This is a genomic window from Humiphilus diazotrophicus (assembly GCF_059726315.1).
This window is the reverse complement of record NZ_AP040869.1, coordinates 365,088-387,079: the sequence shown is the minus strand read 5'-3', so window position 1 is coordinate 387,079 and position 21,992 is coordinate 365,088. Positions and strand designations below refer to the sequence as shown.

Here is a 21,992-nt window from a genome sequence, read left to right as displayed (position 1 = left end):
TATGTCGCCAGCAAAGCAGCAGGCGAAGCTCTGGCCGAAGCGATGGCTCCGGGAACTGCGACCATTCGGAGTCGAGAGTGTCGTGGTTGTTCCAGGCGCCTTTCCGGACGGCACAGAGCATTTCGCTCATGCGAACCCGCCTGACTCGCCCGCTGTTACCAGTCAATATGGCTCGCTTTCTCAGATACAAGAGCTACTACCCTCTCGGCTGAGAGAGATCGATGCCGCCAATGGGGGGTCGTTTGGTGTGGCCGCAGTAGGTAGAGCAGTGTGCGGACTTCTCTTGCTGGAGAGAGGTAAGCGTCCATCGCGAGTGCATGTCGATCCGCAGAACAAGGGGCTTGACGAGATCGATCACCTCATTGATGAGAAGCGGAGAGCTTTTCTTGCTCAGCTCGGTCTTGAGGATCTGTTGCTCCTGGCCTGAGTGAACCCTTGCATGAAGGGTACCGCTGCCCAATGCATAGTACTGTGTGCTGTGCATACGTGAAAGTTTGCTATCGCGGCTTAAAGAAGAACCACGAGTGATTGTGTGCCGCCTTTGCGCTGGTCAGTCTTTATCAGAACCGTAAACGGTTGGCAAAGAGCAACCAGCGGCTTGCCCCTCAAGGGGTGTAGTGTGGGTCCTTGGGAGGTTTTACGTGCCTCCCAAGGATAAAAACGAAAAGGGGAATCATCTAAAAAATACTACTTTTGAACCGCTAAGTTAAAAATTCCGCCTCCCGACTTAATAACTCGATATTTTTCAGAAGCTCCTTTATGCGGCCGCTCGGAATGGCAGTTTGTCTTCATGGAGACCGGATCCCCTTCGCTTTTCGCGCCAGCAGGCTTTAAGGGGATCACAGTTCATGTAATCTGTGGACGTCGACCATGCATTTTTGCATCGGAGTATGTCGATCTTGCATCATGATGCCGCCTCTATGGTTTTTGAGGGGAGAACGAGGGCCATGTTGTGACGAAAGGGAGCTTGACGGCCCCAGGTTGAAGATCTACTTCCGCAGGGATGTCGATTCCGAAGCCTCCCCGCTAAAGTGGATCGCTAGATTTTCCGCATATGCAACGCGCGTATTTGCCGCCTTTTCGATGTTTTTTTGAGAACTTATATCCAGGCACTAAGAAGATCTATGGTCGATTGCTGATGCGGGGGCTGGTTATCGCAGGCTTTGCCCTCTTCTGCAGAGCTTGTTTTTTCGCGAGAAGAGTATTTCTATTTATAACTTGTAATTGGTAGTTATAGCGGCTGTACTCACTATCAATTGCCTGATATTATGGCGGTCTATCGAGATGGACGTTGGAAGTTGTGGCCTTCCCTGAAACTGGGTCGGTAAAAACAGTAGCAAGATATTACTTAACATATTATGCTTGCCATAAATTACGATATGCGTATTGCCGTTCGGCAGCTATGCAAGAACGTTGCCTTTAGCCTCACTACGATTTTGACTCTGGCGCTGGCGATTGGTGCCACAACAGCTATCTTCAGTATTGTCGACACGGTAGTTTTGCGGCCATTGCCGTTTCCCGAGCCAGACCGGCTGGTGGCACTGCAGCAAATGGACCGTCCCCCGCAGTCGGCAGCTCATGGGAACTCCGGAGTTCTGGAGTCACTGAGCTACCCCGATTTCTTCGATTGGCGAGCGCAAGCCCATTCCTTCAGTGCGATGGCAAGTTATCGCAATGCCAATTTCACGCTGAGAGGCACCGGCGATGCCAGACATCTGCCTGGAGAAGTCGTGTCGTCGGATTTCTTTAGGGTACTCGGTATACATCCAGTTCTGGGGCGAGGATTTGTCGAGAGCGATGACCGGCAGGGAGCACGGACCGTAGTACTGAGTAATGAGTTGTGGCGATCACAATTCTCCAGTGCGCCGGATGTGATAGGGAAGACGGTGAGTCTGTCTGGTGATTCGTACACCGTCATCGGGATAATGCCGCGTGGATTCGTCTTTCCGATTCGGAATCCTGCGCCTGAGCTCTGGACAAATTGGGGTGAAGATGCTGTTGGGGAAAGACCTGTGACCTCTAAGCGGGGTGTTGATCAGCTGGATGTGATAGGTCGGTTAAAGCCCGGGGCTTCGTTAAGTGAAGCAAAATCGGAGCTGAATGTGACGGTAAACCGACTGTCTGCTGCTTATCCAGCGACGAACAGTTCGCATGTGGCGGCGATTGTGGAGCCGGAATTGGAACACCTTGTTGGCGATGCCAAACCGGCATTGCGGGTTTTGTTCGCCGCGGTTATGTTGTTGCTGGTTATTGCCTGCGCGAACGTGGCGGGATTATATGTTGCTGATAGTTCGCGCCGTGAATCCGAAATCGCATTGCGAGCTGCTCTAGGGGCCAGACCGGCTCAGATCATTCGACAGGTATTAGTCGAGTCATTGGTGTTGTCTGCAGGCGCTGGTGTGTTAAGCATCTTGTTCAACTTTGCGATCATTCGTGGGGTGATGCGTTTTATTCCGCATAATTTGCCGCGAGTCACTGAGATCTCGATCAATTCCCATGTGATTCTTTTCGGATTGCTGGTATCGGTTTTGACTGGACTACTGTTTGGGGTACTTCCAGCGTTCCGCATGTCGCGTGCCGATCCGCAGATGGTGCTGCGACAGGGAAGCAGGAGCGTAGCCGGAGGGCGGCATCAGGGGAGGATTCATAGCATATTGATCGTGGCCCAGACTGCCATGGGAATGGTTCTACTGGTGATCTCTGGCTTATTAATGAGGAGCTTCGTCGAGGTGTTACGGGTGGATCCAGGCTTCGATCCCGAACATGTACTGACGGCTCGCATCGATCTACCGGACAACCAATATACGACGATACAACAATCGCAGTTTTATGATCGCCTGCTGTCGCAACTCAGCGCTCTGCCGGGCGTGACGTCGGCTTCGGCGGGGTGGCCGTTGCCGCTTTCGACTAGCAGTGCCGTTGTAACGTTTACGATCGAAGGACATCCGTCGAACGATGACTTGGCCGAACCGCTGAATGTGGTGACGCCAGACTATTTCAGGACGTTGCGCATCGCTGTGCGCGCAGGGCGTTCGTTTACGGTGCGCGACGATGCGAATTCTCCGCCGGTGATAATGGTGAATGAGGAATTTGCAAGGCATTATTTCCCGGGAGAGAATCCGATCGGGAAACGCATCACGGTGCTTGCCGGAGATAACGTGGTGAAGAAGCCTATGAGGGAGATTGTCGGGGTGGTCGGCAATGTACGTCGTACAGGCTTAACCGCTGCCGTTGACGCGCAGTATTACCTGCCCTTCGCGCAGGCGGTTCTCGTGTCGCCGCCGATTTGTGTTCGAACTACCGGTGATCCTTTGATCTTGGCTCGGCCGCTGCATGATCAGGTGACCAGCATGGATCGTGGTATCCCCGTCTTTCAGGTTCGGACACTCGAAGATTTTGTTTGGCAGTCTGCTGCTCAACCACGGTTTCAGGCGGTGTTGCTTAGCTGTTTTGCGGGAATCTCTCTTTTATTGTCGGCACTGGGATTGTATGCAGTATTGTCCTATACCGTGGCTCAACGAACAAAAGAGCTTGGTGTGCGATTGGCGCTCGGGGCACGCCCGAGATCAGTGTTATTTCTGATTCTGGGGCGCGGCTTGCGGTTGGCGCTGGCAGGACTTGTGATTGGATTAGCTATCTCGGCGATGCTAACAAGTGTCGTTGCCGGGATGTTATACAAAGTCCGCCCTTTCGATCCGATCACACTCGGATCGGTGGCATTGATCCTGCTATCGGTTGCACTGATTGCCTGCTGTGTACCCGCCATTCGTGCAGCGAGATTGGATCCGATAGATACGCTTCGAGATTCGTAGCTAATCAACCGCTCGAGCGTTTTAGATTTCGGGTGCAAACCGAGAACTGGTATCTGCGTGGCCATTCCGATAAAAGGATGGAAGGAGTGTGCAAAAGCGCATGCAGTAGATGTTCTTACGGAGGTGAAGATCTGCCCTATTTTCGCGAGCGAAGCGAGTTAAGGTGGGCTTTTCAAAAACTTCAGTAGAGGTAACCGAACAACACTAAGTATGTTGTCGCTAGATTTACTGTGATACGAATACTCTCCAGTTTCATTCCGAGAAGTTCTAACGTTTGTATGGCGGAGGTGATATCGGGGCTGTCCGCAATGGCGGAATTAACAGCATCAACCAGCTTCAGATAGGCATCGAAATGCTCCCTCGCATGAGCTCTCTCTTTCATTACCGGCTAGAGTAGAGTATATTTTCATTCTTCTCAATGAAAATAGTTCCGGTTGAGAGTTGATTCCCGCTGTTTATAGCTTCTCTAGGATGGAGCCCCTCTTTCAGTAGGTACAAACTTTTCTTTGATTTCCTCTGCCAGCGGAGGACACCGTTGTTGGTGTGTGGGAATATCGAAGCAGAGGAGTCAGGTGGTGAAAAGAAATTGCGAATTGGAGGCCAATTCCGAGAAGATAGCGCTCTTGGGACTAAAGATAATTTCTCTGGATATGACGTCGCATGGTCTCGTCCCTGTGGACACGAGACCATGATCGATGATGAAAGTACCACCATCCAAGTGATATCAATATGCCCAAGAATGCCGCAAGGGAAACACCGATCCAGATATGGGTATGCATTTTCCTGTATACCTTAGTTCAATTGTTTCTGTCATTCAAGAGTTTCCATCTACCTTGTGAATACTGCCCAGTCTGGTCCAACTGTCCAATTCTTTATAGGTTCGCCTGGAAGCCACATGCCTTCTACATCAGTAAACCCACTTCTTTATAGAAGATTGTCTGAAGTCAGTACGTATTAGGAGATCAGAGGGCGGTAGCTAAGAAAGTGTCGTCCAATGCCACGACACAACGTCATGCACGTTGTGTCGTGGCGTGGCATTGAAATAGTTGCTGTTCCTATTAGAGCATCTCCCGCATAGGTATAGACTTGCTGAATATTGCGTAGCGCGGCTTTCTTTGGGCGGAAAGCCGCATAAGCTTTGTGACTTAGTCTACATCTTTCCGAGAAAGCCTCTAGCTGGCCTTTCGCATCTCCATCATGGACAGACTTGCGTCCTTGTATCCGCATCTATATAGCTGTCTCTCAATGGCACCAAGAACAATGTCGTGAAACGAATGATTTCTCCTGCCTTCGTAAGTTGCATGTGGCCAGAAATCGTCGGTGGCGTCCTTGGTGAGTTCCTCCAGGTTCGATACACGAAAAAAGCCGACACCAAGTAGTGCCTCATCGAGCTTTCTTGCTCCGAACGTACCTGGGTTACTTTTGAGAAAGACCTGAATTCTGAAGACGTGCACCGCAGTCACCTCCAGAGTTCACAAATAATAGCACAGTTCTAAATTTTCCTCGGGACTCTATAGGGTGCGGAAGCTGATGTCCAGTGAAATCAATATTCACATTCGCGCATCCTAAGTTCGAGAAGGTTTCCAGCTGCCCGGGTGAGCGGCAGAAAACGTAGAAAATATTAAAGTGAAATTTTAAATCATCCGCGCTTCCTAGATGCGTTCGTACTTACAGCAGGACATGCTGGACAGTAAATGTTGCGACGGGGCCCAGATTATTGTCTTTGGCTTTAGCTTATGGTACTAAGATAAGTTTTACCTGTTATGGCTTGATCCGAGGACTTAACGACGGTGGCCTTTTTATCTCTATTAAGGAACCTCTTAAAAAATCGAGGTATTAAGTAGCGGATGGAGTTTTTTACATAACCAACCCCAAACAGCAATTTGCGGTGATTCCTCCTCTCATTTTTATCCGTCGGTCGGTCTTCGCCGACCATTTCGGGTTGGACAATGAGGGTGCCGATGTACATGTCGAACGATGTCGGTAAAGAGTGCCATCCGATCTCTATTCTCAATAATGCAGGTTCACATGCCTCCGCATGGATTCATCATTCTTGGGCAGTGACCAGGATCTACGGCGTTGATAGCACCATAGCCAAAATGCTAATACAGAAAAAAGAACTGCTGCGCTGATTTCCAAATAGATTTGCATCAATCGAACACCACAAATCTGATTATTGCCCGTTCTCCACAGAACCAGGCGCTCAAAAGACAAGCGCCTGGAGAAGGTGCTTAAAATGGGAACCGTCCCGGAAGGATCGAATAGAGTGCTGTTAAATTTCGGTTCAGCCCCTTGGAAAAAACTGTGCGTTGTGCACCTTCAATTTCTTTCAGAGTGGGCGGGGTCCTGACTGGTTATCATTTGCCTCGAAGTCCTTATTTTGAATCACCTTACACTCCTAGGGACGACATAGAAGAATATCGTGAAGTAATGAAGGATACTTCCAGCCAAGACGAAGACATGCCAAAGAGCATGGAAGTAGCGCAGCCGGTCGTTGGCAAAGAAGAGCATTCCTAAGGTATAGGCAACTCCGCCCGCGCCAAGCCACATGATTCCGTGCCACGTGATAGCACGTGCCAATGGTCCAAGGATCAGTATTGCCAGCCAACCCATTCCGATATAGATCAGCGCGGAAACGACAGCGAACCGATCGACGAACAGACTCTTAAAGACCACCCCTAATACCGCTAAAAACCAGATCAAACCAAAGACGAACCATCCGAGAGGGCCATGCAGAGATATCAATGCAAAAGGAGTATACGTAGCGGCAATAAGCAGGTAGATGGCGGAATGGTCGAGCACGCGCAACACGTGCCGGGCTTTTGTGCGAATGAGGGAATGATAGAGTGTCGAGCTGATATAGAGCAGCAGCAAGCTAGCGGAGTAAATGCTGCAACTTGCAATACAACGAGCATTGCCTCGCGTCGAGGCGCAGACGAGGACCACTGCACCTGCGATGGCGAGGAGAATTCCGAAGCCATGCGAAATCGAACTCGCGAGAATATCTCCCAGTTCCTGTCTCGCCGGTATTTGGGTAATCATGTATCTATTGTTGCGCTACCTTCAAAGCACAACCAGTAGTTTATTCAAGAGAGAACAACGGCAGCAATCACGTTCTGCAGGATAAATCACAACAGTTTTGCATTGAGTGGTCTCCAGAAAGGCAACTGAGCCTCGTTTGACATCGATTGCTGGGAAGGAGATGCACAAAGTACAATCTCCAGTATCTATTATGGATAGCTATACGGGAGATGGAATGTCAGAGGAAGAGTTGAAGGCAAAAGTCGAGAAGACATCTGAGGAAAATGAGCAGCTGAAGAACAAACCAGTACGTGGATTGACCCTCAAGGTCAGTGAAAAGGGTGCGGTTTCGTTATATGGGCTAGGAAGGTTTCCTGTCACGCTCTACAAAGAGCAATGGGCAAAGGTTCTTGGGATGACGGGGGAGATTGAAGCATTCCTTCGCGACAACGACCACCTTCTTAAGAGCAAGGATTGAGCGAGGAAGCTGGTTTCTCAATTCACGCTTTCTTTCATACGTGGCGAGGCATTCCAGGGCTTTCTCCTCCAGTCTCGGATCCGCTGTTTGTATCAGAGAGGAATGTCTCGCTCAAACGTAGCTTCTGCCGAGATTTACGCTCTTGCTCGTTTGGCTACGCTGGAATGAGGGCTGATGCCGGCAGATTCTTTAGCTGCATCTATTACCACTGGCAGCACACGGTGATCGCAGCATATAATGCGTTGCCGCTGAACCCTGGCGAAGAACCCTGTTGAATTTTTCTGAAGAGAATGTGGGATAAGAGACGTTTTGCTTGTTCGGAGGAGGTATTATGTCGGCGCAGCCAGCAAAGCCACTTCTTGCTCCGCGCCTCAATCAACCTCGCCAGCAGGTCAATCACGCGCTGAAAACTTCAATTGCACCACCTTCTCTGCCGTCGACTCCCCGTCCCGTCCCCAATCCTGTTCAGGCAAAAGTGCCGTTCGGATCAAAAGCTGAATATGAGTTGACGCCAGCACTTTGGATTGGGAGCAACGTGCAACAAATCCGAGTCAAGATGAAGGGGTCGCCTACGCCGATTGGATCTGTAGACGTTCACTACAGGCAGTCAGGAGAGGTCTACATCTCTGACCTTCGAATTGCCGAAGCACATCGGCATCGCGGCCTCGGAACTATGCTGACGAAAGCAGCAGTTGAAAGTGGCCGCCGAAACGGTAGCCCCGTCGCCGAACTGGAAGTACGGCCTGGACCCGGCAGTATATCGACTCAGTCGTTGGTTTCGATGTATCAGAAGGCAGGATTCCGGCAATCAGGAATTTCCTCACGCGGTAATCCGCAGATGTCTTTTGGGCATGCTGTGCAGCAAAAACCGCTTGTCCTGCGGCCGCCCTCTCTTTCCCGGCAGGTTCCCGCGAGAGAAGTGCTACCGACAAGGATGAGCCCGGTTCAGCCTCCGATACAGGGGATTCCAGGCTGGTATGCACCGAATGCTGGTCCGCAAGCTCGCGTGAGGCAGGTACCTGATCCCGGACGACACCTTCCGCCACCTCCTTTGGCGTCAAGGCGTGACGTCCAACTCCTACCGCTGGCACCGATCCGAGGTACCGCTGCACCCGTTCAACTGAAGCCAAACGGGGTTGTCCAGCGAATGGAGGAGAAAAATCCATGGCGGCACTTGAGTGCAGCACCGGAAGGGAAGAGTTGGCCCCATCCAGGTACTCCGTTGCCTTTGCTCTACGCCGCTGTTGGCCGACGCGTCGTCGCTTTGCTGAGAAGCAACGGGATAACCGCGCGTCTTGGAGGGAGTGTTGCCGCGCTTGGTTATTCCACCACAAAAGTTCCTGAGGACATCGATATCGATATCCTGCCCAAAGCTCAACATGTCGATCTGGCAAAAGAAGAGCTTAATCAGGCAAAAGAACTCATAAAGGGATTGACCAACCATGTAGTTGATTACGCGGCAGGCAATGCTTGGGGGAGATATCAATTCACTCAGATATTCCAGAAAGGGGCAAGCTCACATGTTATATCCATTGAAATAACCGGATACCTTCTGCAAAATCCCGATACTTCCATAAACCAGACAGTATTCGGCGGAGTTTGCGTCATCACCCTTCAGCTTGTCAATGAAACGGCCTTCACTTTTATGAACTTGACTAAAGATCCGGGTACCGTAACTAAGGAGAAGTACAAAGAGGTTACCGGAGCTTCGCGCCTCATCGCAAACTGTCTTGGCCGCCTCATGCAAAACGGTACTGCCGATTCAAAGAAAGATAGGCAAAGAATAAAGGAAATGCTGCAAATAAAGATTCTGCCAGAGAATGAAAACGCAATCTTACAAAGGTGCTGCAAAATACTTTTTTATTTCAATAATAAGCCTGAAATTACATCGCCAGCAGCCGCCATACTTGGGGCAATAGTACATGAATTAAAGCCAGAAATTGACGGAAAGAAATTCGCTGTAGATCTTGTAGATTTGTTCAACAAGGCAATTGCCCAGGAAACTGTAAATCAGCTGCGGCTATTTGGGCTAATGTAGCCCATATAAAGATGTTGAGGCGAGTGGTAATCGAGGGCCAGAAACAATCTAATTCCAGCTACATTCATGAGTACCATTTGAGCTGTACGCAGCCCCATACAGCGCCAAGCGTGTAGGGGCTGTCGTTCGTTTTAATTTAGTCCAACAGGTTGATTGATGCAGTCTTGGTTGATCCACCATTTATGGATTGCTGTGAAAAGAAGAAGCGGCCAGTCCTCCCTCCTGTCAGCCATTCCGTTCTAAAACCAACGACCGTCTGCCCAGCAGAGCAGGGTCCCACTCCGCTACCGTTATCGCAGACAGGAGTGTCGGAGATTTCCGCACTTGCGGGCAGTTGCGCTCCGCCTATCGTAACGACTGGGGTGTAGCCGTAACCGATGGTAAATACTACGACAGAATAAGTCGGTCCATGACCGCTAATTGATAGCTGGTTATAGACGTTGTAGCAGATTGTATCGTTGCTGTAGCAGACGTAATTGATGATGATCTGAGAAATCGGAGGAGCGGGGGCGTGTGGTTGCATAACGATCTCCTCCGCTTGGCTTACAGCTCCAGAAGCTGTTGAGACGGCCTGCGTTCCGGATGGAGCCAGCCTGGCTTCAGTGGAGGGTTCTGCATTTTGTGCTTGTACAAAAAGTGTAGACAGCAGTAAAGCCATTGTCGTACCCGCAAATTTCAAGCCTTTATAACTCATACTTTCTCCTTTCAACTGCACAATTACTGGTGATAGAACAATCACGAGATTGCATATGTTGTTGGCAGTAACTACAAAACGCAAGTCGGCAACTCGATGATGTCGGCTGAAAGTGTATCCGTTCAGACCCGAACGTCAAGTAACTATAGTCTATGACCTTTAGTAAGCAATAAACATAACTACTCCGACGGAGTTATCCGATGAAGTTATCGTGGCAATGGAATATGGTTCCAGTGCCTGCTGATGTTCATTTAGTACGAATGAAAGCGGTAGGACATAGCGAAATGACGGTCTGGGCAGTGCACTGGATCAAGCAGACGATAGCAAAAATATTCCGCAGGAATCGGATGTTAGTTTCTCTCACCAGCAGAGGATTACCCCCTTACAGGGGAAAAGCTTAGCTATTTCCACCTTCGTTAGGGTCTTGCATCAACTTTAAATCTATTCATATTCAATACCGCGTTTGCGCCATAACGGAGAGCAACGTTCTTCAGTGCCTCTCTTGCCTCATTGGGACTGTTTGATTCACCTCAACCTCAAGAACTTGATTTTTACATCGCACAGTCCCAGGCGAACGCAAGCGTCGAATCCGATTGTCTGTTTAGCACGTTTTTCACGGATACATCCTCCTTTGTGCAAGATTGCAGCTTTCATCAACATTTCGAAAGCATGGTCGAGGAGAATTAGAGAACTCGAAACTCTTGCTCGGTCGTGGGGTCTGTTGAATAATTCCATACTCAAAAAGAGCGAATCGCATGCTTTATTCAGGAGTAATTTTGCTTCACGCTTCACAAGACTTGTGTCCTTGTGTCTTCACTTGTTTTTACTGAAAGAGGTTCGTGTCCGAAAAGAGTGAAGAAACATTCTGTCTATTTCTCGAAGCTTGGGGCTACTGCAGCTGTGCTTAAGCCTCCTGCCATGAACTAGGAAGATGATAGGCCGGAAGAATGTCCTGGAAAATTAGTCTCTGGTGTTCCTTGAGAGCGTCGTGGAACTTCTTCCCGTTGCTCGAGCCAAATCTGGGTTCCCAACGGAACACTTCATCGGCAGAGTCTTGATCTTTGACGGTTCCAAGAGTTGCTGTTTTCCATGAGCCGGTTCCTTTGGCCGCATAGCCAAGTTCGGAGAACTCCTCATCGGAGAGAGGTTCCGAACGAAAATGCGCCGTTCTTCAAGAGCAAAATCCATTGGGAATGGCGCATGGATCCGTCGAAATCAGTATTGGACAGGATGGTGTAATTTTTTGTAGCGACGTTACAAAGACTTCCCCATCCATTACTGCCATTCGCATATCAGTTAACGCAACACTAATCTCTAGTTGAGGAAAGAGCGTAGCGCTTCCTGACCAGCTGACGCCGAGCCGACCACATTAACAAGTCGAATAAACTCAGAATTCCGTGGCGCATAATCGGATGGTCAACAACAAACCGCATAGAAGGCCGAGGATGAGTAGTAGTTATTGCAGCGTAATTAAAAAGGAGCAGGGAATGGTATGGCGCCTCCTATCTGCAAACATGAACGTGTGCAGACAGCTATCTGAATGCCCTTGTTGCGATGATATCCACGGTGATCGTGGCTCCAGCGACGGATTGCGCGTGCAAAAGTGCTTCGAAATACTGTGGGGGATGACCTCCGTTGATGGAGGCCAATGTTTGCTGCAGTTTTGCTCTTGCCGCAGAGTTTTGTAGAAGAGCGATCGCCGCTTTGGTTCCTTCCATCCGAACCCCTTCCAGCAGAAGCATGCTTCCTTTTCCGGTGCTCGCTGGAAGCAGCGCAATGACAGCGAAGTCGTCACCGGAAGCCAGAGTTCCCATGGAAGCACTAGAGTAGACCGATTGTTCCCCGGCCTGAGGATGGCGATTGGCGATGTACCTCGATCCGTGCGGCCCATTCTCAACGACCTGGAAGTTCATTCGAGCATCGAGAAGTTCTACCCAGGGATTCGATGTCTTAGATCCAATGAAAATAAAATCACCGTGGTTCAAGTCTTCGGCATTCACATCTTTTGCAGATCGAATTTGAAGGTTCTCTGCATAGGGTGCCGAGAGGTACGAAAGCACAGCGGCAGCCTGTGCATCCGCTTCTGAGGTGATTCGGGATGAATCGAAATAGTGGAAAACGCTCGCCTCTTCTTCACTCATATGCTTAGGCAGCAGGGGCGGGAGATAGTTGCGGGCTATATAACTATCGAGCGGAACTTCTTTTTCTCCGAGCATTCTGAGCGCGAAGCCGGCGTCTGCCAATACCAGAGTCGTAGCATTCCCTTTATGCAACACGGAACTCAATGGCCATGGTGCCACTGCTGGCCGAGGGTGTGCCGCTCGGTACCATCCAATGGCACAAATCACAGCGATAACTAAAAGCACAGCGGTCGAAATCCCGAGCAGAAACGTCGGATGCGTTGTCGTGTTCGGAGGTCCCTTTTCGATTGGAGGCGCAATGGGTAACTGTTGCCCCGGCGGCTCGATCATCCTGGAAGGACTGAAATCCAGCGTGTAACCACCCTTGGGTACAGATACGATTAACGTCTCACTCGCACCGGCGGACTGATAGTACTCATGTAGGCGCAGACGGAGTTGGCGAACGTAGACGCGTACTGAGCTATCCGCGGCCGGATTGTAATGCTCGCTTTTTCCAAGCACCGCATTACCAATTGCCTGCTCGGTCAGTTTGTGCCGGTCACCTGTAATGGTGTGGTGCGCCAGATACAGGAGCAACTTCGGCAGACGAGAGGACTTCTGAAAGGGCTCGCTCTCTGCGATCCGCTCGACCAACTGCCAACGAGGATCCGATGAAAGTTCCGTGCTCTGGACTCGTGGCGCTGCATCATCTTCCTGGACCGTGGCTGTCTCCATCAATTATCTCCACCCGCGAGACGCCGCTTTGTTTCTTGCAAGTTGGTTTATACGCGGAAACAAAGATCCTACATCAGGGAATTCAGCGCTGACAAGTCTGCTTGCATCCGTGTTTTCTGAAGTATATAAGCCGCTCATTTTAAAAAGTTTAACAATGTTATTAGCACGTTATTTTGCGCTAAACCCTTGGCAGTAGGGAAGGATTTCGAGAACGTCGACATAGCTTCGGATCACCAGAGTCTTCGTGAGAGCCGGATGAGGCCACAGGAGCTGGGAGACGACAAGCTTTTAGCAAATAAGGCAATAGTTTGACTTTGAAAGGAGACGGTGAGAATGGGTGAGGCCTTGTCGACTCAATCGTCAATATCAGGCGGGGGATTGCGAAATAATGCTTTTCCTCCTCCTTCAATTCTTAAAACATACAAATATTTATGTGCATTTGTTCTGCTGCTGATCTCGATCATCTTCTGTGCTACGGTTCGGGCACAGAGCGGCGCAGGCGCAATTCAGGGCACGGTCACCGATTCCACGGGTGCCGCATTGCGGAATGCGGCGGTCCGTGTGGTTAATCCGGAGACGGGAGTGTCGCACAACACGGTTACCAACGATGTAGGCTTCTATTCGGTGCAAGGCCTATTCGCAGGAAATTATGCCGTGACCTTCTCTGCGCAGGGTTTTAAGGAAAGCGAGCAACACATCGCGCTGCAGGCGGCGCAGACGCTCGTGCTCAGTCCATCACTTGATGTAGGGGCTACTTCGGAAAAGGTCGAGGTTCAAACGGAAATAAATCAGTTAGCGACCTACGATAGCGGCACTGTCAGCTCGGATCTGGATGCCACTCGCATCAGTCAGATCCCGGAGAATGGCCGCAGTCTGACGAATTTGTTCTCGATGGCGACCCCTGATGCGTTCTCCAATGGAGGTAGACCGAGGCTCAATGGAGCCCAGTGGCAAGCGACGACAATTGTGCAGGACGGCTCGACGAATGTAGACCTCAACTTTGGTGGCGCACTCGTTGCTCAGCCGGATCTGGATTCGATGCAGGAAGTAAAGGTCTTAACCAGCGCTGCAAACGCCCAGTATTCCTCACCGACCACTGCAGTTGTAACGACCAAGTCGGGTACCAATGAATTCCATGGCTCTTTATTCGAAACGGCCGTCAACAATGCCATCGGTGTTGCGCGATCGCGTGCAAACCCATCCAATTTCGTGCAGCCGCATTATGTTAGGAACGAATTCGGCGCTTCTGTAGGTGGCCCGATTATTCTTCCTAAGCTCTATAGAGGGAAAGATAGATCTTTCTTCTTCTTTGCTTATGAGCGGTATTCGCTACGTTCGGGAAACTATTCGCTGGGGAAAGTACCTACACAGGCAATGCGAGATGGCGACTTCAGCGGGGTGGTCAACGGGAATGGCATTCTGCAGACGCTTTATGATCCCAATACGACCGATCCAGTCACCTGGAAGCGGAAGCCATTTGCAAATAATAAGATCGACCCCAGCCGCAAGAGTCCCTTTGCGAAGGTGATGAACGCAATTGCGCCCATGCCGACGAACAACGCAAATCCGCTGGTGCAGAGCAATATTGCGTATCCAGCTATGGATAACATTACTACACCGACCATCACCTTCCGTCTGGATCACACATTCAATCCCAACAGCACCGCATATCTTCGCTTTTCAAGCGTGCAGTACAACAGAGTGAATTACTACGAGGCGAATAAGCTTCCAGCCACCGTTGCCGGTGGGGGCTTGCCAGCTGGTGTCAGCAACCTGACTGGTACGAAAGAACCTGAATATACCGCGGCTCTTGGTTTTACGCATGTCTTTTCTCCTACGTTTGTTTCGCAGACAATTCTGGGCGGAACCTGGGAGACCGAGTGGTACAACATGCCGCCGGTTGGTGGGATGACAAACTTCGAGAGCCAGCTGGGACTGCCGAACAACTTCGGTGCGCTCAGTATGCCGCAAGTAAGCGGTTCAATTTATTCCCTCTCGGCGACACAGTCTAATTGGGGCGGAGGAGAGGTCATCTCCAGCATTAATGAAGATCTGACCAAAACGCTCGGGCGGCATCAGTTTTTCTTTGGAGGACGTTACGGCTATACGCAGGTAAGCACCTTGCCTGATCGCAGCCCTGACACCGTATCTTTGGGAGGTCAGGCGACAGGTCTTTACGATCCGACCACAGGGGCAAGCCTCGGTAAGACGGCTAATACCGGATTGGCGGATGCCGACCTGTTTCTGGGATCGGCGAGTTCCTATAGCGTCCATCTCCAGCCAGGATATGAACACTGGAGGGCGCAGCAATTTGCCGCCTATTTCCAAGACGATATCCACGTCAACAAGAAGCTAACGATCAATGCAGGACTGCGCTGGGAAGGACTACCTGCGCCAATAGAGATGAACAACCTGATCAACGGCTTCGATGTGAAGAACAAAGCTGTGGTGCTGGGTACGCCGATCGGGAAACTGATCGCGGAGAAGAGAACAACCCAGAGCATCATTACCAACCTGCAGAATCTGGGAGTGGTGTTTGAGACGCCCCGTCAGGCGGGCATGCCGGATCGTATTATCCACGGCAATTACGCTATCTTCGAGCCGCGGGCCGGGTTTGCCTACTCGCTCTTGGGTGGGGGGCGTGGTACGGTGATACGCGCTGGAGTCGGTCGTTATTCGTTTGCGATGCCGATACGGGATATCTACTTTCCCGGGTCTGGTAATGCTCCATACTCACAAGGATACAGTCAGAATTACACTTCGGGAGCTCAGTCGCCTGATGGCTTGAACAACTATCAGTTGCGCTCGAAGCAATCCGTGATTGCGGGCCAGAACAGCGCAAATATAATCGACACGTCGTCGATCAATGCGATTCTGCCCGGGGTCAAGGAAGTTGTGCCGAATCCCAACACTCCGCCAAACATGATGTGGCAGGTCAACGGTACCATCGAACAGCCGCTGAAGCCCAATTCTGTACTGCGGTTGAGCTATGTATATAACTATTCAAACAATCTCGATCAGGAATATTCGTTTAACAACGCCATGTCTTCTTATGTTTGGGAGATGAAGACCGGCACGACGCCTCCGAACGGAACATATTCGTCGGTGGCACTGAACCCATATGACAACAAAACCTATGGAACGTTGGTCAGCATTAATCCCTCCGGGTGGGCAACCTATAACGCACTTCAGGTGAACTACCAGCGACTGTTTAAGAACGGCTACGGATACCAATTGTCCTATGTGTTCAGAAAGGGTATGCGGGTCGGCGGTAATGCAAACCGCGATAGCACTTTGTATCCTGCCGAAGATTATTTGCCAGGGACTGTGCCGGGTAATGGTAGTTTGCATGCGCTCAACCGTTTCCAGAATTATGGAATTGATTCAGCTCTTGGGCCGCAATCAATCGCGTGGAACGGCGTTGTCGATCTTCCTGTGGGGCGCGGAAAGAAGTTTGCGGGAAATGCCAACCGTCTTCTCGACGAGATCATCGGCGGCTACCAGGTTGCCTTCAATGGAACTGCCTGGCTGAACTGGATGGGAGTAACGAGCAGTAACTGGGGAGGTGCTAATCCACAGGGAACAGGCTCCATGGGCAAAATTCATGTCTACAAGCACAAATACAAGGTAACGGATTGCAGTAGCGGCGTATGTCTCCCTGGTTACCTTTGGTACAACGGGTTTATCTCGCCGGTATTGCTCAACAATCCCTGTACTGGAGTGAAGACGATCTCGGGAGTTCCATCGGACTATCAGCCATATCAAACCCCGATTAACATGGACCCCGGCAGCTACACCTGTACGAACGGGACCTTCAAGGCAGGAAATGCTCACTACCTGGACAATACTGTTCCGGTTAAATTGGCCAACGGAAGCACGGTGTATACGACTTACTCGCCGGGTCCATCGATGAATCCGTTCACCCACACGTTCCTGCCGACCCCATGGTTCTGGAACACAGACATCTCGATCTTCAAGGTGTTTCCGATTAAGGATAGTGTGTCGCTGCGCGTGAACGTAGACGCGTTCAATGCGTTCAACGTTCAAGGAAATAATGCTCCGAGCAGCAACGGCATACAGTACTTCACATCGTCCCACAACACGCCGCGTCAATTGCAGTTCTCCATGCGGCTGAATTTCTAATCAAATTACCACCATCCACAATGATGGCCGCCTGCAATAGCATTGGAGGCGGCCACTTCCCAGATAGATAGAAGGAGTGCGCTCGATGAAGAACTTAACCCGGAGGCGGTTCGGCCAAGGACTTTTGTTGTCAGGACCGGCATTGATAGCCGGCTCAATGATCCCTACTCTAATGATGGCCCAGACTGCCGGAAATCCGGTGAATCATAACACCGCTCTTGCGTCATGGCCTAAAGGCTACGCCCCGGAGAAGCTAGGTAAGGACGTAAGCCAGCACTTTTTAAATACGCCGCACCCGCGCACCCCAAGGATTATTTATCCCGAAGTCTGCACGTGGTACGGTGCTCTGGAATTGGCTCGAGTGACGGAGGACCAGGAGCTTCAAGCCAAGCTCGTTGCTCGGTTTGAGCCACTCTTCACCACGGAGAGCGCCTTGCAGCCACCCAAGGGCGAGCATGTTGACTCCTCGATGTTCGGGGGACTCCCGCTGGAGATTTACATCCTTACGAAGGATAAGCGATATCTCGAGCTCGGCCTAAGCTATGCCGATGCACAATGGGCCAAGCCTAATGCACAAGGACTTACGGGCGAGACGCGCTTCTGGGTCGATGACATGTTCATGATCACCTTCGTGCAGTTGCAGGCATATCGGGCGACGGGAGACAGGAAGTACCTTGATCGGGGCGCTGTGGAGATGGCTGCGTATCTCGACAAGCTGCAGCAGCCGAACGGCCTTTTTTATCATGCGCCGGATGTGCCGTTCTTCTGGGGCCGCGGCAACGGATGGTTCGCAGTGGGCATGAGTGAGATGTTGCGCGAACTGCCTGCAGATCATCCTCAGCGTGAACGCATTATGAAGGGCTATCGCACGATGATGTCCTCATTGCTGCGTTACCAAGGAACCGACGGCATGTGGCGTCAGCTCATCGACCGTAACGAGACCTGGCCGGAAACTTCGAGCACTGGGATGTTTGCCTCGGCACTTATTACCGGAGTGCGCAAAGGCTGGTTGGACAAGATACCGTATGAGTCGGCTGCGCGCCAGGCATGGATTGGACTTGCTGGTTACGTGGACCAGAACTCTGACATCACCAGCGTGTGCGAGGGTACGAACAAACTGAATGACTACGAATATTATCTCCTGCGCAAACGTCGCACGGGTGACCTCCACGGTCAAGCTCCGCTGCTTTGGAGTGCCGTCGCGCTGCTGCGGCAGGTGTAGCCGCTATGGCAGGTTAGTAAGTACAGTTGGACCTCAACAAGAATGTTACTGTTCCCAGAAAGTCATAGAAAGGATTTCTTGCCCCATGAAATGCAGACTTCGCCATTTTCTGCTCATGGCTTCCGCTGCATTGATTCTTGCTCTGCCGCTCATAGCCATCGCACAAGATCCGCCACATGTTTTACTGACGTTGCAGGACTTTGCCCGGCTCAATGAGCTGGCCCATCAGCAACCCTGGGCGGCAAAGCAGCGACAGGCAATCCTCGATGAAGCAAATGCGTTTCCGGAGTCTTATGAGAAGCGGTTCGGACTCACCTCCATGGAACTGCCGCCGGAGGGTGGCCAATGGCTGCACTACTATGCCTGTCCCGACACGGGATCGACCTTGCAATTTCATCCTCCGGATCAACACGTCTGCCCAGATACCGGGAAGGTCTTCAAAGGTTATCCCTACGATCAGGCGGTCTATCAGATGCGGGCAGACTTTCTGGAGAAAGCCGCGTTGACGGAGGCGCTTGCATACAGGCTAACTGGCGAGCACGCGTATGCAGAGAAAGGCGCGGCGGTTCTGAAAGCGTATGCAGATAAATATCTGAGCTATCCGATGCATGACAATCACGGCAAAGAGTCGCAGTCCGGGGCGCGTGTGTATTCGCAGACACTGGATGAGTCAATCTGGCTTATCGACCTGGCATGGACGTATGACTTGCTGCGCGATACGGATGTTTTTACGTCTGCGGAGCGTGCTCACATCGAACGTGATTTGCTCTATGCGTCAGCCATGACCGTAACGCGGGCCAACATGGGAATAACCGATAACATCCAAACTTGGATTCTGGGTGCGGAAACGGCAGTGGGCTTTACGCTAGGGGATAAGACACTGGTAGACAAGGCCATCAAAGGACCAAGGGGACTGCACGAGCAGATGCAGACCTTCGTCAATGACGGCTTCTGGGTCGAAGGTTCATGGGGCTATCAATTTTATGCTTTGAGACCGCTCGAATTCATGGCCATGATGTGCAGCAAGGCGGGGATCAATCTGTGGCAGCAAGAACCGAACTTGGGTGCATTGCTAGCTTCTCCGTTAGGAGTGATGTTTCCCAACGGCATGCTGCCGGCATTCAATGATACGTCTGAGCTGAATCTATTTGAGGAGGCTTATCTGTACGAGCCAGCCTACGCGGCACTTGGTAATCCCGCTTTTGCAGCCATCGATGAACACGTGAATCGGGATAACCGCTATGCGTTCCTTTTCGGCGTATCCTCGATCAACGGCACTAAGTTGCCCAAACCTGCAAGCGCAGTGTTTCCCGAGGCTGGGTATGCCACGTTGCGTGCACCCCAAGGCGATCTGACCGAAGTGATAAAGTTCGGACCGCACGGCGGTACTCATGGACACTTCGACAAATTGAATGAGGTGATCTACGCGAAGGGTGGCGTGATGAGTGTCGATCCGGGAACTCATTTCTATGGCATTCCCATTCATGGAAGCTGGGACAAGATGACCGTAGCTCATAACACTGTGAGCGTAGACGAGGCGGTGCAGAAGCCGGCTACTGGCAAGCTCATCCATTGGCAGGCAGAGCCGGAGTTCACGGCAGTAACTGCTGATGCGGGGCCGGTTTATGACAATGTAGCTCTGCAGAGGACCTCGGTTCTTACTTCGGACTATATCCTGGAGATCACTACGGCGCACTCAACCAATGGCAAAGAGCACGATTTTGACTGGAACTATCACAACTTCGGCAAGCAGCACGCCGATGGGAGTTTCGCCCCGTACGGTGGATTTCCGAGAAGCAACGGATACGACAACCTGATCCAGAACCAGAGCTCCGATGCTACTCATGGGCTGCATTCTGTGTTCACCATGGACAGCGGTCGGACGATGAATTTGTGGGTACTGGCAGACGGCAACGAGACGAAGGCGTTTACCGGGCTTGGGCCGGGGCCGGATCTGCGTGTGAGGGTTCCGTACTTGATCGTCAGGCGGCATGGTGAAAGTGCGAAATTTGTAACCCTACTGGAACCGGGTCCGGGTCCAGACATCGTGAGCTTCACGAATGACAATGGCATGATTCGGATCAAGACGGCGAAATGGGAGGATTCGATTGAGTTGGGAGCGAAGGTGAGTTATCGACGGAAGGTGGTTGAAAGCAAGGAACCAACGCGATGAATTTAGTACGATTTTGCCGATCAAATCTAGGATTGATAGCTCTCCTTTGCTCGGCCTGCTTGCCATCGCGTTCCCTTGAGGCCCAAGCCAACAAAACAAATCATGCCGGAGGAATGGTAACTGGAGGTCTCTCAGCTACAGATCTGGGGATCTTCCAGATTATCCGGCGGCTATAAAAAGTTTCGATTTCTTCTATTGCTGCACGGACAGCCAGTCTGTCTAAGCTATCGCTGAGCGATCCGCCGCCAAGCAGCTGGAGAACTCCCGACACTCCGCATGAAGACTCGCGTCAGGTGGCTTTGATCCGCGAATCCACAAGCGATAGCTACTTCGTTCAGCGGAGTAGGATTCTCGTAGAGGAGCCTCTGTGCGAGTGCAATTCTACGGTTCAGCACCCACCGATGAGGTGATACACCAAGCGCGGTCTTGAAACCGCGCGTCAAGGAACTCTCGGAGGTTCCGGAGGCTTCGGCTATGTTGGCGAGGCTCACATCTTCACTTAGATGTGCCTCAATATATTCCAGTGCATGGCGGAGTTGGCGAGCTGTCAGGCCAAGCCTGCGGTGTGAGACGCCTTTCGTGAATCCGCCGTAAGTTTCAGCTATGTGATCCCGCACGGCCAGAAACATGGAGTCAAGGTACAAGGTGCTGACCTCGCGCGGCCGCTCCAGCGTAGGCAACATTGCCTGCATCAGATGTAACATCACGGTGTCGTAGCGGGCTTCCTGAATGTCATACCGAAGTTCCTGAAAGCTATTCGCGCGCTCCGCTGCAAAATCGCGAAAGCTGCTCAGCGGCAAAAAGACATGCAGGCTGTCGAAGGGATCCCGGATATCTGCACACCATGACATGCGCAAGTCGTACAGGGCTAACGCTCCTGGCTCCGATGCAGGTTTTCTTTTGTGCCGACCGTCGCAGAACACGTTGATTGGCCGAAAGGGCCGCATCTCCACCGATATCATGACCTGATCTGCGAGCGGGGTCGGTTCAAGCAAGCCAAAGTTCGGCTTATCGTGCCGATACCTCGCGAAAAACAACGGCTGTTTCGAGCGGCGTGAAACAGAGCGCACGTTTTCAAATTCGGGGCGATTCTCGCTCACGAATCCGGGAATAGCGAACGGCTCTCGGGTCTCATTGTCTTGGACGGTCATCTCTCTCTCCTCGGGAGACGTCACTTGTCTGGATTATATGGCACCTTCATGACACGACAACGCCATGGAAGTGACCGGGATCTTCCACGCCTGCCCGGAATGTCCAAGACCCGTAAGTATCCAGTCACTTACCTTCTGATCTGTCGGGACCATGACGTCGAGCTTAATGCAGTAGGCCAAAACACCTTCAACGACGAGCGAACTCAGGAGGAAGACATGAAGAAGGGCACATACGTTACGCCAGATGGCGTGGAGATTTGCTACAAAGTGGGGTACAGGCCCCGCGTGGTCACTTTCTCCCACGGCTGGCCGCTGAGTTCTGACGCACAACATTGTGTTCAATCAGCGATATCGTCCAGCATCAACGATTGCTTGACAACGATGAGCCCCCTCTGTAGCTCCAAG

14 protein-coding genes are annotated in these 21,992 nt (G+C 51.4%); 7 read left to right on the top strand and 7 right to left on the bottom strand.

Translation table 11 applies throughout. The features are described from left to right. Position 1: 1 nt before the first annotated feature. Positions 2-427 carry a hypothetical protein gene (locus AC6I7T_RS01300; RefSeq protein WP_497788346.1) on the top strand — a complete coding sequence of 142 codons (426 nt, stop codon included), beginning with the start codon at positions 2-4 and terminating at the stop codon, positions 425-427. Between the two features lie 931 nt (positions 428-1,358). Continuing rightward, positions 1,359-3,812, top strand: coding sequence for an ABC transporter permease (locus AC6I7T_RS01295; protein WP_497787976.1), 2,454 nt, complete (start codon positions 1,359-1,361; stop codon positions 3,810-3,812). Positions 3,813-4,984: 1,172 nt separating this feature from the next. On the opposite strand, the gene AC6I7T_RS01290 is transcribed toward AC6I7T_RS01295, so the two are convergent. Together AC6I7T_RS01290 and trhA are read right to left on the bottom strand one after the other, a co-directional pair. Further along, positions 4,985-5,266, bottom strand: a complete 282-nt coding sequence (locus tag AC6I7T_RS01290) for a hypothetical protein (protein WP_497787974.1) — start codon at positions 5,264-5,266, stop codon at positions 4,985-4,987. 931 nt (positions 5,267-6,197) lie between these two features. Continuing rightward, entirely contained in the window at positions 6,198-6,854 is a 657-nt protein-coding gene (gene trhA, locus AC6I7T_RS01285) for a PAQR family membrane homeostasis protein TrhA (RefSeq protein WP_497787972.1), read from the bottom strand. Between the two features lie 160 nt (positions 6,855-7,014). Here trhA and AC6I7T_RS01280 point away from each other — a divergent pair, with 160 nt between their 5' ends. Together AC6I7T_RS01280 and AC6I7T_RS01275 are read left to right on the top strand one after the other, a co-directional pair. Then, positions 7,015-7,311: a hypothetical protein gene (locus AC6I7T_RS01280; RefSeq protein ID WP_497787971.1), complete on the top strand. Its 297-nt coding sequence runs from the start codon at positions 7,015-7,017 to the stop codon at positions 7,309-7,311. Positions 7,312-7,642: 331 nt separating this feature from the next. Further along, positions 7,643-9,349, top strand: coding sequence for a GNAT family N-acetyltransferase (locus AC6I7T_RS01275; RefSeq protein WP_497787969.1), 1,707 nt, complete (start codon positions 7,643-7,645; stop codon positions 9,347-9,349). 136 nt (positions 9,350-9,485) lie between these two features. On the opposite strand, the gene AC6I7T_RS01270 is transcribed toward AC6I7T_RS01275, so the two are convergent. From AC6I7T_RS01270 to AC6I7T_RS01260, 3 genes are all read right to left on the bottom strand, one after another. After that, on the bottom strand, positions 9,486-10,043 hold the full coding sequence (locus AC6I7T_RS01270; RefSeq protein WP_497787968.1) for a DUF4879 domain-containing protein: 558 nt from the start codon (positions 10,041-10,043) through the stop codon (positions 9,486-9,488). Between the two features lie 525 nt (positions 10,044-10,568). Next, a complete protein-coding gene (locus AC6I7T_RS01265; RefSeq protein ID WP_497787966.1) occupies positions 10,569-10,835 on the bottom strand; it encodes a DUF3644 domain-containing protein in 267 nt (88 codons plus the stop codon). A 740-nt stretch (positions 10,836-11,575) separates the two neighbouring features. Beyond that, a complete protein-coding gene (locus tag AC6I7T_RS01260) occupies positions 11,576-12,898 on the bottom strand; it encodes a winged helix-turn-helix domain-containing protein (RefSeq protein ID WP_497787965.1) in 1,323 nt (440 codons plus the stop codon). 333 nt (positions 12,899-13,231) lie between these two features. On the opposite strand from AC6I7T_RS01260, the gene AC6I7T_RS01255 reads away from it, so the two are divergent. From AC6I7T_RS01255 to AC6I7T_RS01245, 3 genes are all read left to right on the top strand, one after another. Next, the gene (locus AC6I7T_RS01255) at positions 13,232-17,041 is read left to right on the top strand and encodes a TonB-dependent receptor (protein ID WP_497787963.1); all 3,810 of its coding nucleotides are present in this window, start codon (positions 13,232-13,234) and stop codon (positions 17,039-17,041) included. 85 nt (positions 17,042-17,126) lie between these two features. Next, a complete protein-coding gene (locus AC6I7T_RS01250) occupies positions 17,127-18,263 on the top strand; it encodes a glycoside hydrolase family 88/105 protein (protein WP_497787961.1) in 1,137 nt (378 codons plus the stop codon). 85 nt (positions 18,264-18,348) lie between these two features. Further along, a complete protein-coding gene (locus AC6I7T_RS01245; RefSeq protein ID WP_497787959.1) occupies positions 18,349-20,436 on the top strand; it encodes a heparinase II/III domain-containing protein in 2,088 nt (695 codons plus the stop codon). A 224-nt stretch (positions 20,437-20,660) separates the two neighbouring features. On the opposite strand, the gene AC6I7T_RS01240 is transcribed toward AC6I7T_RS01245, so the two are convergent. Next, positions 20,661-21,587, bottom strand: a complete 927-nt coding sequence (locus AC6I7T_RS01240; RefSeq protein ID WP_497787958.1) for a helix-turn-helix domain-containing protein — start codon at positions 21,585-21,587, stop codon at positions 20,661-20,663. A 33-nt stretch (positions 21,588-21,620) separates the two neighbouring features. Continuing rightward, positions 21,621-21,920, bottom strand: coding sequence for a hypothetical protein (locus tag AC6I7T_RS01235; protein WP_497787956.1), 300 nt, complete (start codon positions 21,918-21,920; stop codon positions 21,621-21,623). Positions 21,921-21,992: the final 72 nt, after the last annotated feature.

What these genes read in the sequence shown, in the direction of transcription:
- AC6I7T_RS01245 (WP_497787959.1), top strand. Translation starts at nt 18,349, where the DNA reads ATGAAATGCAGACTTCGCCATTTTCTGCTCATGGCTTCCGCTGCATTG.
- AC6I7T_RS01240 (WP_497787958.1), bottom strand. Translation starts at nt 21,587, where the DNA reads ATGACCGTCCAAGACAATGAGACCCGAGAGCCGTTCGCTATTCCCGGA.
- AC6I7T_RS01250 (WP_497787961.1), top strand. Translation starts at nt 17,127, where the DNA reads ATGAAGAACTTAACCCGGAGGCGGTTCGGCCAAGGACTTTTGTTGTCA.
- AC6I7T_RS01235 (WP_497787956.1), bottom strand. Translation starts at nt 21,920, where the DNA reads ATGTTGTGCGTCAGAACTCAGCGGCCAGCCGTGGGAGAAAGTGACCAC.
- AC6I7T_RS01300 (WP_497788346.1), top strand. Translation starts at nt 2, where the DNA reads ATGTCGCCAGCAAAGCAGCAGGCGAAGCTCTGGCCGAAGCGATGGCTC.
- AC6I7T_RS01260 (WP_497787965.1), bottom strand. Translation starts at nt 12,898, where the DNA reads ATGGAGACAGCCACGGTCCAGGAAGATGATGCAGCGCCACGAGTCCAG.
- AC6I7T_RS01280 (WP_497787971.1), top strand. Translation starts at nt 7,015, where the DNA reads ATGCACAAAGTACAATCTCCAGTATCTATTATGGATAGCTATACGGGA.
- trhA (WP_497787972.1), bottom strand. Translation starts at nt 6,854, where the DNA reads ATGATTACCCAAATACCGGCGAGACAGGAACTGGGAGATATTCTCGCG.
- AC6I7T_RS01275 (WP_497787969.1), top strand. Translation starts at nt 7,643, where the DNA reads ATGTCGGCGCAGCCAGCAAAGCCACTTCTTGCTCCGCGCCTCAATCAA.
- AC6I7T_RS01270 (WP_497787968.1), bottom strand. Translation starts at nt 10,043, where the DNA reads ATGAGTTATAAAGGCTTGAAATTTGCGGGTACGACAATGGCTTTACTG.
- AC6I7T_RS01295 (WP_497787976.1), top strand. Translation starts at nt 1,359, where the DNA reads ATGCTTGCCATAAATTACGATATGCGTATTGCCGTTCGGCAGCTATGC.
- AC6I7T_RS01255 (WP_497787963.1), top strand. Translation starts at nt 13,232, where the DNA reads ATGGGTGAGGCCTTGTCGACTCAATCGTCAATATCAGGCGGGGGATTG.